The sequence below is a fragment of the Candidatus Planktophila sp. genome (genome assembly GCF_036734405.1).
In the GTDB taxonomy this organism is placed as follows: Bacteria; Actinomycetota; Actinomycetes; order Nanopelagicales; family Nanopelagicaceae; genus Planktophila.
This window is the reverse complement of sequence record NZ_DAIMYR010000002.1, coordinates 1-15,779: the sequence shown is the minus strand read 5'-3', so window position 1 is coordinate 15,779 and position 15,779 is coordinate 1. Positions and strand designations below refer to the sequence as shown.

Below are 15,779 nucleotides of genomic sequence, written 5' to 3'. Positions count from 1 at the left end.
CCCTAGCCCATCGACTTAAAAAGCAGTTGCATCTAGTTAAATGAGCAGCAGTTTCTTGGCCTTTTCTACCGCTGTATGGCGGCCATCCACATCTAATTTTCTGTAGACATTGCGCAAATGTGTCTTCATAGTGTTTTGTGAAATATGGAGCTGCTTTGCGATAGTACTTAATGGAACACCTGTCGTCAGGTGCTTCAAGATCTCTAGCTCTCTTGTGGTTAGCTTTTCTTCCAGAGTTCCAGTATCTGAATTCATTGCTTGAATTCTTTCTGTCATTTCATTAACCACGCTTTCTCTGAATACAGTTGGTTGGGCGGCAGCTGCCTTCACCATGATGGAGTACAGACGGTGTTGCCTTACAAAATATTCGTGATACCCAACTTCTGCCCCTACATCAAGTGCTTTATTGAGGTATCCCAAAGCGACATTCTCACTATCAATATTGATAGTTGCTTGATAGAGAAACTTATTGACCTTTTCGCGAGGGTTATTTTCAGGAAAAGCTTCAACCAAGGCAGGAATTTTCTTTGGGTCAGCTTGAAACTTAACGTTCAAATCTATTTGTCGAACCATTTCAATCTTAGGCATTCGACGCAGCAGCTCTTCGGCTCTTTCCCAATCATCAAGCACAAAACGCAAGAAGAGCTCAGTGACGTCAATTAGCCAGCTAAGTTCATGTGGCGACTTTAATGTGGCCAATCTTTCTCGCTGTTGTTTGACTATCTCCATCATCTGAGGAACTTGGCCCATTGTGATGTTAATTCGCGCACGTGTACCTTCGGCCATAAGTGCCCAGGGCCAAATATTTGAATCAGTTGATTTCTCAACAATTAATGTCGAAGTTTCGACCGCTTGTTCTAATTCAGAAAGCTCTAATTGGCAACGCGCCAAAACCATGTAAGCATCAAGTGGCGCGCTGATTGAGCCGTACCCTGAAATCGCTGCTTGATTTATTGCAATTGATGCATGCTCTGCTGCTTCAAAAAAGCGACCTTCACACCACAATGACATGGAGGTAATGCAGGTAATGTAATAAGGAGCGTTGATGACGTTGCCAGTATTCATAAGCGAACGGGCTTGCTTAAGGCATTCATAGATCTCTTCTGGTTGATCATAAAGAAAATGAATTCCAGCCTTTAATCTCAGCAAGGCAATGCGATCAGTATTTTCGATGGACTCAAATGGAGAATCCGTCTTAAGAGCTCTATCAATCATCGCAAGTGAACGTGTGAACTCTCCCCGGGCAAAATAGATATGGGCAAAAGCCATGGAAGTAAGTTGGGTCAGGAATTCAAGTTCTTTGCTTTGCTCAGAGATGATTTCAAGCTCTGTTGCCAAAGCTTCAGCTCGGGCAAATTCAAGATTTACTAGATGACCAATTACCTTTATGGTCTTTTTCATTACTTCACCAGTTGGGGATGAATCACCCGAGTATTCAGACCATTTTATTAACTGGTCTCCGCGACCTATAACTGCCATGTGTCGAATACTTGTGTCCAAATAAACTTGGAACTTTTCTTTGTTTCCAGACTTAAACACATGATCAAGCGCATTTCCGTAATCATTTTTTTCCCAGAAATAAGTCGCGAGTTTTTCATGGATTTTTTGGTTTTGTGTAGGATCGCCAAAATTCTGCTGAGACAAGACTTGATACACAATGTCATTGAATCTATAGATTCGACTTGGCCCCGAAGAAACACTCATGAACAGACCATCTGTAGCTAACTTGTTGATGTAGCTTTCAGAGAAATCCTCACCTAGCACGATCGCTGCTGTTTCTAGATCAAACTCTTGCAGTATAACTAATCTGAAAATTTTCGATTTATTTTCTGCGTTAAGGGTGTTGATAGTTTCAAGGGCCAGTACCGCAAGTGGGCTTGCATCTGATTCAATTTCCAATTGTGAATTTTGGTGTCCTCTTGCAAAAGAGCGAGTAAACATCTGTACCGCTGCTGGCCAGCCATCACAACGCATGAGCATTTTGCGTGAGTAATCATTATCAATGTCAGCGCCATTAAGATCTGATATTCGAGAAACTTCTTCAGGTGAAAATTTCAAATCTTGACTAGTGATTAGACTGAGGTTTCCCAGGCTTGCATATCGAGCAAGTGATGTAGCGGGAGTGGTTCTGCGGACAATTATGAGATGAACATTGTCTGGAAGAAAATCGATAAAAGTTTGAGCAAGATCAGATACATCTTGACTATCTGCAGCTCCATTGTTAAGTACAAAGTTGAAGGGCTGCTTTAGCTGCCTCGCAGCCTCAGTTAGTTTCTGCACATTTAACAAAGGATTGGCACTTGGCTCGTTTTCAAAATCAGATCCAAAATCAGGAAACCTAACTCTGATAGCTGCCAAAACGTGAGCAAAGAAAGTTTGTGTTGAATCCGTTGCATGAACGCTGAGCCACACTGTTGGCAGTGGCGAACTTTCAACCCACTGAGAAACCAGTGAGCTCTTTCCAAATCCAGCAGGAGCTGCCACAACAGTTACTCCGGGTAGGCCAGTTTCAAAAAGATGAAAAAGGTGTTTTCTTGTAATGAAGTTACCTGGAACAGCAGGTGCGACGATGCGTGAGCGATCAATGGATGGGGTGATAACGTCCTTTGCGCTCATGCCTTTAGGGTGAGGCCTTTGGGAGCGCCAGGCAAGGCGACATCACCCCAAGTGGGGTGAGTTGTGCGGGTTATTTAATTAGGCGAAGGTTCCTGTAACCAAGAAGTAAACGCGGCGGGCAACTGAAACTGCATGATCTGCATATCGCTCGTAGTAGCGGCCCAGTAGGGTCAAATCAATAGCTGACTCAAGGCTCAAACCAGTCTCATCTTTAATGATGGTTGCGATCACCTTTTTGTGAAGGTCATCCATCTCGTCGTCATCTTTTTCGACCTGCAAAGCCATCTCGGTATCCCGAGTAGTAATTACCGCCGCCACCATAATCGATAGCTTTTCAGCCACATGGCCCATTTCAGTAAAGGGCAGCATTAGTGGAGCTGGGATCGCACAATCTGGATGTCGCAGTCTGGCGACCTTTGCAATGTGGTGAGCCAAATCGCCCATGCGCTCTAAATCTGCACTCATACGCATGGCAGTTACGAGCGCACGCAAATCTGTGGCCACTGGCTGCTGGCGGGCAATGATGTCGATGATTCGGGCATCTAGTTCATGCTGAAAATCATCAATCTTGAAATCTGAGGCGATGACTTCTTCAGCTAAAGTTAAGTCGGCAGATTGAACTGCTTTTGAGGCCTTAACCATCGAAGCGGTCACCATATTTGTCAGGTCAACTAATGACTGAGAAACACCATCTAATTCATCTTGGTATGCCGAGCGGATAAGAGCCATGGGGCAAAGATAGGGCTACATGCTGAACATACGCAATCTAAAGGGTAAACGGACGGTTAACTCGGGTTTTGTACCGATACAGTTTCGGCATGCTATTCAAGCGACAGGTGGTCGAACCCTCTACCACAGTCGCTTTGCCCGAATTACTGCTTCAAACCCTAGAAAATCTTGATGGAGACTCACTAATTCTTGCCCCGGGTGATGTGGCTACCTTCAAAACTCCTGGTGTTGAAAAACTGGGAATTTTGCGAGACGGAAGACTTGAGAATCCAGAGCTACTTGCAACAGTAAGAGTTGTACGACGATCAAATGTAAAACAAACTGGGCGTATTGATTTGCCCCGAGGGCCAATCGGTGAAGGCAAACATGAATTAACGGTCAACGTTCTACCGCTAACCGAAAACCAGTATGTCTTGGTGTTAATTTCAGATGAAAGTGAAGCACAAAGAATTCATGATGTTCGTCGAGATTTTGTCGCCAACATTTCTCATGAATTAAAGACTCCTATTGGTGCTTTATCGCTGCTTAGCGAGGCAGTTCTTGGAGCAAAAGATGAGCCTGAATCAGTCGTTAAATTTGCAACACGCATGCAATCTGAGGCAAAGCGATTAACTGATTTAGTTCAGGAGATTATCAACCTTTCACGGTTACAAGATTCTGATCCTTTGCAAGAGCCAACCGAGGTTTCAGTTGCGTATTTGGTAAAGGAAGCAATTGATCAATCTCAGATCAATGCAGAAAATCGCGGCGTAACTGTTACCTTCCTTGATGAATCAGAAGCAGCGATCTTGGGTGATAGAGACCAACTGATCATGGCTTTGCAAAATCTTATTGATAATGCAATCAATTATTCGCCAGAAAATACCAAAGTTGCAGTTATCAGTCGGGTCAAAGATCACATTGTAGAAATATCAATCACCGATCAAGGAATTGGTATTCCTGAAGCAGATTTAGTTCGAATTTTTGAACGCTTTTATCGTGTTGATCCTGCACGGTCCCGACAAACGGGAGGCACTGGATTGGGTTTATCAATAGTCAAACACGTAGCTGCTAAACACGGAGGAGATGTAAAGGTGTGGAGCGCCGAAAATGTCGGAAGTACATTCACATTAATGTTGCCAGAATACAGTGGCTCTTTGGGGGATAAAGAATGACCAGAATTCTAATTGTTGAAGATGAAGCATCTTTTTCCGAGGCCTTGGCTTTCTTGCTCACAAAAGAGGGATTTGAAACCGCAATTGCAGAAGATGGCCGACAAGCAATCAATATGTTTAATGCTGATGGAGCTGATTTGATTCTTCTAGATTTAATGATTCCTGAAGTGTCAGGTGTCGAAGTCTGTCGCACAATTCGTACTCAATCTCAGGTTCCAATCATTATGTTGACCGCAAAAGATGCTGAAATAGACAAGGTGGTAGGCCTTGAATTAGGTGCCGATGATTATGTGACAAAGCCATACTCATCACGAGAATTAATCGCACGAATTAAAGCGGTATTGCGGCGTGGACAGGGTGAAGATGGCTCCAATCAAGATCAAGATCTTCTTGAAGTTGGTCCTATCCGCTTAAACATTGGCAAGCACCAAGTTTTTGTAAGCGGAAACCCAGTTGCACTGCCCTTAAAAGAATTTGAATTGCTGGAATTCTTAATGCGTAATTCAGGGCGTGTACTAACTCGCTCGCAGTTAATCGATCGTGTGTGGGGTGGGGATTATTACGGAGATACCAAGACCCTCGATGTTCACATCAAACGTTTACGGGCAAAGGTTGAAGCAGATCCTGCCAATCCAATATTGATTCAGACCATCCGTGGCCTTGGCTACAAACTCGAAAACGCTTAAACCACGCTCTTTCTAATCATTCGCTGAAAAAACTTGCCGGGTTGGCGCGTGCTTGCAGTGTCATCACCCATCTTCACAAAGCCCAGCTTTTCATATGCAGCTATTGCGCTGAAATTATCTGTCCACACACCTAAGCCCTGAATTTTCCAGTCTTTATCTTGTCGATCGATGTACGTAAACAATGCACGCATCAAACCTTTTCCACGAAACTTAGGGTTGCTCCAGCATCCACCGATCCAACAGGTTGCGCCAAAGTCTCCTTTAAGAATTTCGATGTACAACATGGCCGCATCTTTACCATTGACTGAAGCAATAAGAAAATCATTCTTTTCAAACTTTAAGCGCCACGTACTCTCATCTTCAGCACTCTCTGCCTCATAAGTTCCACCGAAGGCATGTCCACTATCAGTTAAAGCTTCAAGTCGAATAGAACGCAGGCGCTGCCATTCATCTGGCGCTAATTGTTCTACGACTACATCCCTGCTCATGAACCTATTGTGCCATTTACAATGCGCTCTCGAGCTACCTTCATTGCAGGTGGTTCTGGTCCAAGAATTGCAAGGAAGATATCAAGGCTAATTCGTGAAATTCGAAGCCAAATTTTTGAACGAGTTTTCAATCCCAATAAATCTAATTCACGCGGGTCAAGGGTTGCTATTGCCGCATTTGCAATAATTTTGTAGAAAAACTTGCCCGCACCGCCAAAGGGTGGATACATAATGAAACGAACTACTTCTTCTGTCCGCTCCACACGCGCCAAATCATTAGTTCTAAAGTCATCAAGGGTTGCTTCTAATTCTGCAACAGACATTGGAGCATTCGTTAAACCTAATGGAATTGCACTCTTGCTCCATTGGGCAACGTAGGCATCTGCTCCTTGATCGATTGGATAACCAAGTGCAAGGTGGGCCTTCAAGAATGAATCGGTAAATGCACAGTGAACCCATAACAAGAAGCGCGGGTCCTTTGCTATATAACTTTGGTGTCCACCTTGCTTGTTTGTGAAATCACCTTTCACATGATCGTGCATAGCGTTAACGCGCGCTGCTTCACGTTCAATTACTTCAGTTGCGGCAAAAGTTGTAACCGTTAGCCACCGTGTTGTTCCAGCAAGTCGTCCAAGAGGATCAGTCTCATACCGTGAATGTTCTGCGACTCCGGCCAAAGGTGCAGGATGGGCAGCCTGTAACAAAAGCGCGCGAACTCCCCCAACTAATGTTGCAATAGTTCCATGCACTTGCCAGACCGCACTATCTGGTCCGAACAGTCCGGGACCAGAACCGAGTGCAATTGAATTCACCCAATCAGGCCGACCATCTTTCGAGCCAGAGACGTTTTCGCGAAACTTGTCAGCTAATGGCTTCGTCAGTGGGAACTTGTGAAATTCAAACACGGCGTAATCGTAGAAGTGATATTAAAACTTCGCCAATCGAGTTTATGCGCCGAAATTAGTCTTCTTGTATGGCTTTCCCTTTTGATCGTAAGTGATCCAAACGCCAATTTGTTGGCCATTTTTAAAAGATCCTGAGCGCATAATCACGCCATCTTTTCTAAACCATTTCCAATCACCATGAAGTTTGTCAGCCTTCATTTTGCCCGCAGCCTTTAGAACTCCATTTCCATAAAATTCTAGAAACTCACCTGTTCGCTTTGGATAACTTGCGTTGATTTGGCTAATTCGAGCTTTGATTATCTTCTTCAAAAGTGGCTTTGGAAATCTCTTGTCTAATGCAAAATGAATTGAACCCTTGGTTTGCTCGTAACCAGCTAGCTCCTTAGCCAGAAGTAGATTGGTCGATCCGCTGTATGGAAAAAGGCTGTTGTGTGCCTTATAACCATCAAAACCAATAATTGCCACACCTTCGATCATGAAGGTAGGAATCCCGTACTTGATTACTTCTGTTGCAGTTGGAAGTTCTTGTGCAATCATTCCCCGCAAGTCATTAAGAATCTGGCGCTGTCCGAACTCAAACTTTTTCAAATGCTTATCAACTAAAGCTTTGGTCATGCTGAAATGAAACCTGTTCCCAAAAGAATCAGAAGTAGTGTTCCCAAGGCGATTCTGTAAACAATAAATGGCATGAAGCTCTTGGTTGAAACAAACTTGAGCAACCAGGCAATAACTAGGTATCCCACAACAAAAGCAATACCGGTTGCGGCAGCGGTTTCAGCCAAGGAGAAAACATTGCTTTCTTCAGATGAAATCGCACCTTGAAGTTGGTAAAAACCACTGCCAAATACCGCGGGCAATGCTAAAAGGAATGAGTAACGCAGAGCAGCTTCGCGTTTGTAGCCAAGGAATCGACCCATTGCAATCGTGGCACCAGAACGCGATACACCCGGCATCAATGCCAAAGCTTGGGCCAAGCCATACATAATTCCGTGACGATTGCTCAGTTGATCCAAAGTTCGCTCACGTTTTCCATATGTATCTGCCAAACCAAGAATCACACCAAAGACGATCAAGGTTGTTGCAATTAACCATAGTGACCGAAGATTGTTCTCAATGATGTCGCTACCCAGATATCCAAGTACAACAATTGGAACGGTTCCAATGACGATCAGCCAACCGATTCGGGCTTGTGACTTGGCTTCACCGACTAATTCTTGACGCTGCACCACTTGTGCAAACCACGAGCGAAGGATTGCAGCAATATCTTTTCTAAAGTAGATCAGAACAGCTAGTTCCGTACCTATCTGAGTAATCGCAGTAAAGCGCGCGCCCGGATCATTTGCGCCATCCATGAATTCACCGAAAATACGGATGTGGGCGCTTGATGAAATTGGAAGGAATTCGGTAAGACCTTGAATGATTCCAAGAATAATTGCTTCAATCATCTGATCCCCCAATCCACACGTAGAGTCCAATAGTAACGAGCAAAGTGGCATTAATCATCGAAAGGTATATTTGAGGCATGAAAGCCAGCCTCGCACTTGAAGAACTAAAGGGCTACGGCAAGAGAAGCAGAGTCAGCGACCTTGCGCGTTTCTATAAAACTGGCCCTGGTGAATACGCTGAAGGTGATCTATTTCTTGGTGGAACAGTTCCTCAGACACGATCTGTTGCAAGCTCATACAAGAAAATGGAGCTTACAGAAGTTCAAAAACTATTTAACTCGCCGTTTCATGAAGCACGTTTATGTGCAGCGATAATTCTTAATTTACAATTCAAGGCTGCGAAATCACTTCAAGATCGTAAGAAGATATTTGAGTTTTACTTGAAACAGGTGCGTGCTGAACGAATCAATAACTGGGACATTGTTGATGTTTCTGCGCCGTGGATGGGTGTTTACCTGACTGAAGTTGAAGATCCAATGCCACTTTTAATCAAACTTTCCAAGTCAAAATCTCTGTGGCAGCGACGCGTTTCGATCATCCTTACCTTTGGCTTGATTCGCGCAGGCGACTTGGAGCCAACCATCATCATTTCGGAATCACTACTGAAAGATAAAGAAGATTTAATTCATAAAGCGGTGGGCTGGATGCTTCGTGAACTCGGTAAAAGAGATGTCATGTTGCTCCGAAGTTTTCTTGCAAATCATTCGCATCAAATGCCTCGCACAATGCTGAGATATTCAATAGAAAAATTGTCCGAACGTGAGCGTAAGAAATGGCTGATTGAAAGTAAATAGTTTAAATCGGCAACTGCAAGCTTTTCGCATGTTGCATTGATTCCTTAACCTAAGTACTTTCTGCCTTGTAAATTCGCACATTGCTAATTACTAACGAGGAGGTCAACGTGCTATTTACTAAGCGCCGCGTAATTGACTTCTGTCGTATCAACAGCACCAGTTGCTGATTTTCATTTTTGCATTTATTTCTTAGCTTTTCTTTCAACCCAAATTTCACATCAAACAAAGGACAATTATGTTTAAAACAAAGAATGTATTAGTGGGTGCAATTGCACTTGCTTTATTGGCAACAACAGGTATTCAATCATCAACAGCTGCTCCAAAGAATCAAGCGCGTGCAGTGGTTCAGGCAGATTGGCTAGAGCAAAACGTTGATAACCCAAAGGTACGCATTATTGAAGTAAGCACAGAGCCAGGTATCTACGAGCGCGGTCACATTAAAAACGCTGCAAAGATTGTTTGGCACACTGATCTGGTTGACACTGTTAACCGCGATATTGCTTCAGCTAAGAACTTCCAGAAGCTAGCTCAAAATATCGGAATCAACCAAGACTCAACTATCGTTCTATACGGCGATAAGAACAATTGGTTTGCTGCATGGGGTGCTTGGTTATTCAATATCTACGGCGCAAAAGATGTTCGTATCCTTGATGGTGGACGCGTAAAGTGGGAAAAAGATGGTCGTGCTCTAACGACTGCGGTTCCTACATTTAAGACTGGAAACTTCACAACACGTGTTGCAGATAAGACTCTTCGTGCAACATTGCTTCAGGATGTTCTACCAGTTGCAAAGAAGCGCGTTAAGGCAGACTTAATCGACATCCGCGGAGCAGACGAATTCAGCGGAAAGATCTTTGCCGCACCTGGTTTCCAGGAACTAGCAGTTCGTGCCGGTCACATTCCGGGTGCAATCAATGTGCCTTGGGGTCAGAATGTAAATGCTGACGGAACTTTCAAGACCGTTGCAGAATTGAAGAAGCTATACGCAGACAAGGGTGTTGACGGAAAGCAAAACATCATTACTTACTGCCGTATTGGTGAGCGTTCATCACTTACATGGTTCGTTCTCAGTGAAATCCTTGGATACAACGTCAAGAACTACGACGGTTCATGGACTGAGTATGGAAACTCTGTTGGAGTTCCAATTAACAACCCAGCTGGAACTATCTGGGGTAACTCGTAATTAATAGCAATCAATTACAGAGCAACGGTCTCGGTTCATCCGGGACCGTTGCTCCGCTATGGAGCAATGCAGAAAAGATTAGAACTGCAATCGCAGGACTCTTAATACTTATTCTTCTTGGTCTTGCCTATGTTCTTTCTTCGGGAGAACAAGCAAACACTGCGCCAATTTCATTACTGATGGGAACTGCGCTCGGAATTCTCTTTGAGCGTGGACGTTTCTGCTTCTTTTGTATCTTCCGTGAAGGAATAGAAGAGAAAAATTCCACACCTTTCATCTCAGTCTTGATTGCGATTGCAACAGGTGCCATTGGATACAGCATCGTGTTCGGTCAGTTCCTGCCTGATACATCTTCAGACTCGCTGCCACCTGGAGCACATATTTCCCCGGTCAGCTGGCCACTGGCTTTAGCTGCTTTTGCTTTTGGAATCGGTATGACACTTTCGGGTGCTTGCATCAGTGGTCACTTGTACCGCCTGGGCCAGGGTTATCTTCGTGCGATCCCTGCATTGATAGGTTCCTTCTTCGGTATTGCACTTGGCTTCTTGTCTTGGAATTGGTTTTATCTCAACGCAATTTCGGATGCACCAACTATTTGGTTACCTCACTACGTTGGGTATTCCGGTTCACTGGCTTTAACTCTTCTAGTGTTGCTAGCCATTGGTTTGATCGCATTGAAGAAGGGCACGAATTCAGAAGCCTTCCGCACCGCGCCTTCAACTGATTTTTCATTAGCTTCAACGCTCAAGCGATTGACTACTGACCGTTGGAGCCCAGTAGCAACGGGCGCAATGGTAGGAATCATTGGTGTTATTGCTTATTTGCGCATTGAACCGCTCGGCGTGACTCGTCAGATAAGTACGACAACCCGAACAACCATGGAAAACCGTGGGGTTGGTCCAGAAGTGATCAATGGAATTGATCGCATGGCTGGTTGTATTGCAGTCGTAAGCGATGCAATTACAAATAATGGATGGTTGATCTTAGGAATAGTTGTTGCCTCTTTTGCTGCAGCATTGTCAGGAAACCGATTTAAACTTTCGAAGTTGACCCCGCGCAATACATTTACTGCACTTCTAGGTGGAATCCTGTTGGGTTGGGGCTCAATGATTTCACTTGGCTGCACAATTGGAGTCTTGCTTTCAGGTACTCAAGCCTTTGCGATTTCAGGGTGGGTTTTCTTTATCTTTGCTTTCCTTGGAGTCTGGGTCGGCTTAAAGCTGCGATTACACAAGAGCTAACCAAACAAAGGGCGAAGCTCAACCTTTCGGTTACATGCTCTAGAACCTTCGGCGGCTAATTGTTGAGCAGTTTCAAGTGAATCTACTTTCACAATCCAGAAACCACTGAAGTATTCCTGACCGTTGTGATGTGAGCCTGCAACACTGTGGTTGGCACCATCGCGGCTATCAAAAACTTGTGCGGTTGACGGTGCATCCATGCCACAGGCAAACAGACGTTGTCCCGCGGCTTCGATCTTGTCGTTGAAATCATCGATCGACTTCATTTCTTCAGGCGTATGTGGCGCACGAGTTTGAGTATCAATTACTGAGATCAGAAAACGCATGATTAAATTGTAATTGGCTCACTCCTGAACTGTAAATAAACACAACGCAGAGTTTGGAGCACTTTGGGGCGCGACTACTTGCCAATACTGTTAACCCCTGCATCAGCGCAACGTTTGGAGATTGAGTCGGTTAACTCTTTAATTTGTTCTCTAGAACTTTCTGCTGAATTAGTTTGACCTAGGGCTCCAGTTAAGAGCTTCAAATCATCTGCCAAACCGGTTGAAAGAAGTGAGCGCGCTTGCTCCCCTACCAGGGCATCAATCTGTGTAATCAATCCAGAATCGATAACTCCAGATTGGTATGAATCAGTGATCGTCTTGATTGTTGAATCTAATGCTTTGCATGCAGTTGCATCTGCTGCCTGTTTAGCTAAATCCGTAACTCCACAACCAGTTAATGTGGCAGACAAGGCCAAGACAGCAATTGCGATTCGAATTCTCATTCGTAAATCTTTAACTATTCCCAATTCCAACGCCCGCCGAAAACGCCAGAATCTAAAGATTCATAGGCAATTCTAAGGATTAGGATCTACTTACGATGCTCAGCAATGCGATAAACGCTAAAGGGATCAAACCATTTCGTTCAGTGAACGCACTGCCAACTCACTGAGCAGTGCGGTTCCTCGATACAGAACCGAATCGTCAAACATCGCGCGAGGTGAATGATTTACTTCAGATTTAGTGAAGTCTTGATCAACAGATGCACCTAAGAAAATATAAGAACCTGGGACCGCTTCTAGGACTCGTGAATAATCTTCAGCACCGGCAATTGGATGTGGCATATCCATGTATCCCTCTGCGCCGAACATTTCGCTAGCAACTTTGCCCACATATTGTGCATGGGCATCGTTATTTACTGTGACGGGATACTGCTCAACAACTTTAACATCGGCTTTTAGTCCGAAACCCTGTGCAATTGATTCACACAATCGAACTGCTTCGGTCTTGATCCGACTTCTATTTTCTGGTGAGAAAGTTCGAATTGTTGCTTGGAATTCGGCTGTATCAGGAATGATGTTTGCTTTAGTACCAGCGTGGAATTGTCCAACGGTAATTACTACAGGATCGAAGGCATCAAAGGAGCGAGTAATCATCAATTGCAAAGCACTCACCATTTCTGCAGCAACTGGAATTGGGTCTTTTGCAGTGTGAGGCTGTGAACCGTGTCCACCCATACCGACAACAGTTACATGTATTTCATCGGCAGATGCCATCATGGTTCCAGGCTTAGTCGTAAATAATCCTGTTGGGATTGAAGATGACATCACATGAATTCCATAAGTTGCATCAGCTTTTCTTCCACTTGCTGACAAAACTCCTTCTTTGATCATGTGCCCCGCGCCATCAAAGCCTTCTTCTCCTGGTTGAAACATGAAGACCACATCACCATTGAGTTTTGCTTTGTTCTTGGAAAGCAACTTGGCTGCGCCAATCAGCATGGAAACATGCAAGTCATGGCCACAGGCATGCATAGCGCCATCAATCTGACTTTTGTAAGGAAGATCAGCAAGTTCGGTTACAGGTAGCGCATCCATGTCGGCGCGCAACAACACTGTCTTTTCTGATTTAGCGCCTCGCAGAACAGCAGTGACCGAGCTAAGTCCTTTACCAGTTGTAACTTCAAGGCCGAGTCCATCAAGTGCGGCAACAATCTTTGCTTGCGTCTTTGGTAAATCTAAACCGATTTCTGGCTCTTGATGAATCCTTCGGCGAATTGACGCTAACTCAATTTGGATTTCACTTGCTTCAGTCAGAAAATTGGTCACTTGTGCCTCCATAGATTCAACAATGTAGATGAGCATAACTATCCATTTAAGGCATTGTCTAGGAAACCAGAGTTGATTGATTTGAGCCTTAAGAATTGGCATGCTTAGCCAATGCCTTCACATGAAGATGAATTTGAACTGATTGAACTCACTGTACGAGCTCGTGAATTCCTATACCTTGATGTACGTGAGGATCAACGTGGACTAGTTGCATCTGTAGCACAGAGTTATTCAGATGCGCTTTTTCCTCCTGAGGATACAAATGGTCCACCGCTAGTTTGGATTAGAGGCGTACTTCGAAACTCGCAACCGGCTGGATTTGTTATGTGCGCAGATCAGACTGAACAGCAGAAAGATCCTTGGCTTTGGCGATTATTAGTTGATAAATCTCATCAAGGCGTTGGCGTTGGCACATTTGCGCTGACCGCTGTAATCCAACGCTACCGTGAATTAGGAATGCAACGAGTTCTAACTGCTTGGCACCCTGGACCAGGTAACGCCGGCGACTTCTACAAGAAGTTTGGGTTCGTTGAAACTGGAGAGAAAATCGACAACGAAATCGTTGCTGAATTAAAACTATAGGATTTAAGAAGAGTCGCCCAATAAATCATAAGAATTGGAAAAGGCCCCGATCTCTCGAGGCCCTCCCATGCAAAGCTGATACAGCCCTTTTGACCATTACCAATAGATCGAGCTGAAACAGTTAAGACTGTGGTGGAGGCGACGGGATTTGAACCCGCTCCAGATGCTTGGTAAACAACTAGGCTGCCAATTACAACACACCCCCAACACGAGAACGAAGTTACGGCTTTGCGAGCAAACGAAAATATTTGGCGTAGGTATCTGTGGATAAAATCTCAAAAGGAAAAGCAAAAGGGACTTGGAAAAAACCAAGCCCCGATTACTACCAAGCATCTGCAACTTCATTATGGCAGAAAATATAAGCATTTCATAGCAAAAGGGACATGGTGATTAACCAAGTCCCAATTACCACCAAACCGTCGTGAAAGAATCATTACACAAGCTGAGGTTACTCAGAGTAACTAATTGTGAAGAAGAGTCGCCCTATAAGCCGGAGACGACATTGTTATGCGTGAGGTCACGCTCAAGAAATGAAATTGCCCTCGTTATTGCCCCCAAAAAGTTGAGCAGTTCTGTGAAGAGAGTACTGCCTAAGGTAATCCCTGCTGCTCCTTTCCAATCTCGTATCTATATTTCCAAACACTTTCTGCACCTGAATGGCCAACTACATAGGTCATTCCAATCGTACTAACAGCTAAAAGAGCCATTAAAACTCTAAGACTTAGTGATGCAATCTTGCTTTTCTTGTGAAAGGTAAAAAAAGAGAAAAGCACAAATGAGGAAAAGAGTGCAATAGCGATTAAGACTAGGTAATTACCCCATTGCGCATGAGACTTTGGAAGACCGACTACGGTCGATAGGGAATATCCAGAAGACTTAGCAGCTAGAACTCCGACGACAGAAAATGCAAGTGCGCCTATAAGGGCAAGATGTAACTTCCTAAGAAGATTTTTCCAAAAAAGTCCCGCAAGTAGAAAAATTGCAATTAGCGGTAACAGAACTATCACACCATGAATGATTAGCGGGTGCGCAGGTAATCCTCCAAATTCGGCCCAAACGCTACTTGGCAGGAAGTAAGCAATACCAATCGTGAGAGCTGAAATAAATGAAACTGTAAAAAACTTTCGCATTGATCACCGTCCTAACTGGAAATTTAAGCCTTCATGCGGTTCCTTAGAATGAATTGGGCCTGGGTTCAAATCTCTCAGGCCCAATTCATTCATTCAAGTAAATTAAGAAAAATCTTAATTACCCAATTGTTGCTACATTTTTTGAGACCTTCATAGGCACCCGAGCAAGCCCTGTCGTTGCTGGTCCCAACACCAAATCACCATCAGCCTCAAACTCTGATGAGTGTGCGTTGCAAATCCATCCACTCTCATTTCGGACGACAGGTACCCCTTGGTGCGGGCACAAAAGGTTGAAGGCAATGTATTTAGAGGTGCCAGTGCGAGCAATCGCAACTGGCACCCCCTTTACAGATCCAATCTTTGCTGCCCCACCAACTTTTGCTAATGCGGGGACCGCTTTCAGATTAACCGATATGCGGCCTCCAGGAAGTTTCTTCACCGCTGTGTTTGCCGAAGCAGGAATTTCACTTCCACCTAATGCGACAACTGCGCAAACGCCTGTAATGAAAGAACGACGGGAGATTGGTTCCATTTTTAGACCTTATTTCAGCTTGCTGTAGAGAGTTACATCAGCTGTTCCAAAAGCCAAACCATCTGGCAATGAACCTGCTGGCAAACCTAAGACTGATGCGATTGTTGCCGCTACTCCCGGAGCAAGTACCAGGGTGGTACCTGTGTAGGCAGTTGTACGCTGCTTTATCTTCTTATCGTTTGTGATCTTTGGCTTAGCCGTT

At 44.4% G+C, this 15,779-nt stretch carries 18 protein-coding genes; 6 read left to right on the top strand and 12 right to left on the bottom strand.

The window, feature by feature from the left end; all coding sequences use genetic code 11:
* Positions 1-36: 36 nt before the first annotated feature.
* Both AC9UC2_RS02185 and phoU read right to left on the bottom strand, forming a co-directional pair.
* Positions 37-2,616: a LuxR C-terminal-related transcriptional regulator gene (locus AC9UC2_RS02185; RefSeq protein WP_509524784.1), complete on the bottom strand. Its 2,580-nt coding sequence runs from the start codon at positions 2,614-2,616 to the stop codon at positions 37-39.
* A 78-nt stretch (positions 2,617-2,694) separates the two neighbouring features.
* Positions 2,695-3,345 carry a phosphate signaling complex protein PhoU gene (gene phoU / locus AC9UC2_RS02180; protein ID WP_509524782.1) on the bottom strand — a complete coding sequence of 217 codons (651 nt, stop codon included), beginning with the start codon at positions 3,343-3,345 and terminating at the stop codon, positions 2,695-2,697.
* Positions 3,346-3,434: 89 nt separating this feature from the next.
* Between phoU and AC9UC2_RS02175 the strand changes: the two genes are divergently transcribed.
* Together AC9UC2_RS02175 and AC9UC2_RS02170 are read left to right on the top strand one after the other, a co-directional pair.
* Positions 3,435-4,499 (top strand): sensor histidine kinase, encoded by a 1,065-nt coding sequence (locus AC9UC2_RS02175; protein ID WP_509524778.1) that lies wholly within the window; start codon positions 3,435-3,437, stop codon positions 4,497-4,499.
* Entirely contained in the window at positions 4,496-5,185 is a 690-nt protein-coding gene (locus AC9UC2_RS02170; RefSeq protein WP_509524775.1) for a response regulator, read from the top strand. Before AC9UC2_RS02175 ends, AC9UC2_RS02170 begins: the two co-directional genes overlap by 4 nt.
* On the opposite strand, the gene AC9UC2_RS02165 is transcribed toward AC9UC2_RS02170, so the two are convergent.
* From AC9UC2_RS02165 to AC9UC2_RS02150, 4 genes are read right to left on the bottom strand one after another with little or no spacing between them, the layout of a single operon-like run.
* Complete coding sequence (locus AC9UC2_RS02165; protein ID WP_509524773.1) at positions 5,182-5,673, bottom strand: GNAT family N-acetyltransferase; 492 nt, start codon at positions 5,671-5,673, stop codon at positions 5,182-5,184. The two genes, AC9UC2_RS02170 and AC9UC2_RS02165, sit on opposite strands and share 4 nt — an antisense overlap.
* Complete coding sequence (locus AC9UC2_RS02160; protein ID WP_509524771.1) at positions 5,670-6,578, bottom strand: oxygenase MpaB family protein; 909 nt, start codon at positions 6,576-6,578, stop codon at positions 5,670-5,672. The genes AC9UC2_RS02165 and AC9UC2_RS02160 overlap by 4 nt, the downstream gene beginning before the upstream one ends.
* A 42-nt stretch (positions 6,579-6,620) precedes the next feature.
* Positions 6,621-7,193 carry a DUF1801 domain-containing protein gene (locus tag AC9UC2_RS02155; RefSeq protein WP_509524769.1) on the bottom strand — a complete coding sequence of 191 codons (573 nt, stop codon included), beginning with the start codon at positions 7,191-7,193 and terminating at the stop codon, positions 6,621-6,623.
* Positions 7,190-8,023 (bottom strand): undecaprenyl-diphosphate phosphatase, encoded by an 834-nt coding sequence (locus AC9UC2_RS02150; RefSeq protein ID WP_509524766.1) that lies wholly within the window; start codon positions 8,021-8,023, stop codon positions 7,190-7,192. Before AC9UC2_RS02150 ends, AC9UC2_RS02155 begins: the two co-directional genes overlap by 4 nt.
* A gap of 77 nt (positions 8,024-8,100) precedes the next feature.
* Here AC9UC2_RS02150 and AC9UC2_RS02145 point away from each other — a divergent pair, with 77 nt between their 5' ends.
* From AC9UC2_RS02145 to AC9UC2_RS02135, 3 genes are all read left to right on the top strand, one after another.
* A complete protein-coding gene (locus AC9UC2_RS02145; RefSeq protein WP_509524764.1) occupies positions 8,101-8,817 on the top strand; it encodes a DNA alkylation repair protein in 717 nt (238 codons plus the stop codon).
* A gap of 235 nt (positions 8,818-9,052) precedes the next feature.
* Positions 9,053-10,000, top strand: coding sequence for a sulfurtransferase (locus tag AC9UC2_RS02140; RefSeq protein WP_509524762.1), 948 nt, complete (start codon positions 9,053-9,055; stop codon positions 9,998-10,000).
* Positions 10,001-10,179: 179 nt separating this feature from the next.
* The gene (locus AC9UC2_RS02135) at positions 10,180-11,241 is read left to right on the top strand and encodes a YeeE/YedE family protein (protein WP_509524760.1); all 1,062 of its coding nucleotides are present in this window, start codon (positions 10,180-10,182) and stop codon (positions 11,239-11,241) included.
* On the opposite strand, the gene AC9UC2_RS02130 is transcribed toward AC9UC2_RS02135, so the two are convergent.
* The 3 genes from AC9UC2_RS02130 to AC9UC2_RS02120 all read right to left on the bottom strand — a co-directional run bounded on the left by AC9UC2_RS02130 (position 11,238) and on the right by AC9UC2_RS02120 (position 13,369).
* A complete protein-coding gene (locus AC9UC2_RS02130; protein WP_509524757.1) occupies positions 11,238-11,567 on the bottom strand; it encodes a YciI family protein in 330 nt (109 codons plus the stop codon). The genes AC9UC2_RS02135 and AC9UC2_RS02130 overlap by 4 nt on opposite strands.
* Positions 11,568-11,641: 74 nt before the next feature.
* Positions 11,642-12,010, bottom strand: coding sequence for a hypothetical protein (locus tag AC9UC2_RS02125; RefSeq protein ID WP_509524754.1), 369 nt, complete (start codon positions 12,008-12,010; stop codon positions 11,642-11,644).
* Between the two features lie 126 nt (positions 12,011-12,136).
* Positions 12,137-13,369, bottom strand: coding sequence for a M20 metallopeptidase family protein (locus AC9UC2_RS02120; RefSeq protein ID WP_509524751.1), 1,233 nt, complete (start codon positions 13,367-13,369; stop codon positions 12,137-12,139).
* A gap of 75 nt (positions 13,370-13,444) precedes the next feature.
* Between AC9UC2_RS02120 and AC9UC2_RS02115 the strand changes: the two genes are divergently transcribed.
* Complete coding sequence (locus AC9UC2_RS02115) at positions 13,445-13,915, top strand: GNAT family N-acetyltransferase (RefSeq protein ID WP_509524748.1); 471 nt, start codon at positions 13,445-13,447, stop codon at positions 13,913-13,915.
* Between the two features lie 590 nt (positions 13,916-14,505).
* Here the strand turns inward: AC9UC2_RS02115 and AC9UC2_RS02110 are convergent.
* The 3 genes from AC9UC2_RS02110 to AC9UC2_RS02100 all read right to left on the bottom strand — a co-directional run.
* Positions 14,506-15,045, bottom strand: a complete 540-nt coding sequence (locus AC9UC2_RS02110) for a DUF2231 domain-containing protein (protein WP_509524746.1) — start codon at positions 15,043-15,045, stop codon at positions 14,506-14,508.
* A 118-nt stretch (positions 15,046-15,163) separates the two neighbouring features.
* Positions 15,164-15,577: a QcrA and Rieske domain-containing protein gene (locus tag AC9UC2_RS02105; RefSeq protein WP_509524743.1), complete on the bottom strand. Its 414-nt coding sequence runs from the start codon at positions 15,575-15,577 to the stop codon at positions 15,164-15,166.
* 9 nt (positions 15,578-15,586) lie between these two features.
* A partial coding sequence (locus tag AC9UC2_RS02100; RefSeq protein WP_509524740.1) for a hypothetical protein occupies positions 15,587-15,779 on the bottom strand: 193 nt, incomplete at its 5' end.

Excerpts from the sequence above, each read along its gene's own strand:
- AC9UC2_RS02105 (WP_509524743.1), bottom strand. The coding sequence starts at position 15,577 with ATGGAACCAATCTCCCGTCGTTCTTTCATTACAGGCGTTTGCGCAGTT.
- AC9UC2_RS02140 (WP_509524762.1), top strand. The coding sequence starts at position 9,053 with ATGTTTAAAACAAAGAATGTATTAGTGGGTGCAATTGCACTTGCTTTA.
- AC9UC2_RS02135 (WP_509524760.1), top strand. The coding sequence starts at position 10,180 with ATGGGAACTGCGCTCGGAATTCTCTTTGAGCGTGGACGTTTCTGCTTC.
- AC9UC2_RS02130 (WP_509524757.1), bottom strand. The coding sequence starts at position 11,567 with ATGCGTTTTCTGATCTCAGTAATTGATACTCAAACTCGTGCGCCACAT.
- AC9UC2_RS02120 (WP_509524751.1), bottom strand. The coding sequence starts at position 13,369 with ATGCTCATCTACATTGTTGAATCTATGGAGGCACAAGTGACCAATTTT.
- AC9UC2_RS02110 (WP_509524746.1), bottom strand. The coding sequence starts at position 15,045 with ATGCGAAAGTTTTTTACAGTTTCATTTATTTCAGCTCTCACGATTGGT.
- AC9UC2_RS02170 (WP_509524775.1), top strand. The coding sequence starts at position 4,496 with ATGACCAGAATTCTAATTGTTGAAGATGAAGCATCTTTTTCCGAGGCC.
- AC9UC2_RS02145 (WP_509524764.1), top strand. The coding sequence starts at position 8,101 with ATGAAAGCCAGCCTCGCACTTGAAGAACTAAAGGGCTACGGCAAGAGA.
- AC9UC2_RS02125 (WP_509524754.1), bottom strand. The coding sequence starts at position 12,010 with ATGAGAATTCGAATCGCAATTGCTGTCTTGGCCTTGTCTGCCACATTA.
- AC9UC2_RS02115 (WP_509524748.1), top strand. The coding sequence starts at position 13,445 with ATGCCTTCACATGAAGATGAATTTGAACTGATTGAACTCACTGTACGA.
- AC9UC2_RS02165 (WP_509524773.1), bottom strand. The coding sequence starts at position 5,673 with ATGAGCAGGGATGTAGTCGTAGAACAATTAGCGCCAGATGAATGGCAG.
- phoU (WP_509524782.1), bottom strand. The coding sequence starts at position 3,345 with ATGGCTCTTATCCGCTCGGCATACCAAGATGAATTAGATGGTGTTTCT.
- AC9UC2_RS02150 (WP_509524766.1), bottom strand. The coding sequence starts at position 8,023 with ATGATTGAAGCAATTATTCTTGGAATCATTCAAGGTCTTACCGAATTC.
- AC9UC2_RS02175 (WP_509524778.1), top strand. The coding sequence starts at position 3,435 with ATGCTATTCAAGCGACAGGTGGTCGAACCCTCTACCACAGTCGCTTTG.
- AC9UC2_RS02185 (WP_509524784.1), bottom strand. The coding sequence starts at position 2,616 with ATGAGCGCAAAGGACGTTATCACCCCATCCATTGATCGCTCACGCATC.
- AC9UC2_RS02155 (WP_509524769.1), bottom strand. The coding sequence starts at position 7,193 with ATGACCAAAGCTTTAGTTGATAAGCATTTGAAAAAGTTTGAGTTCGGA.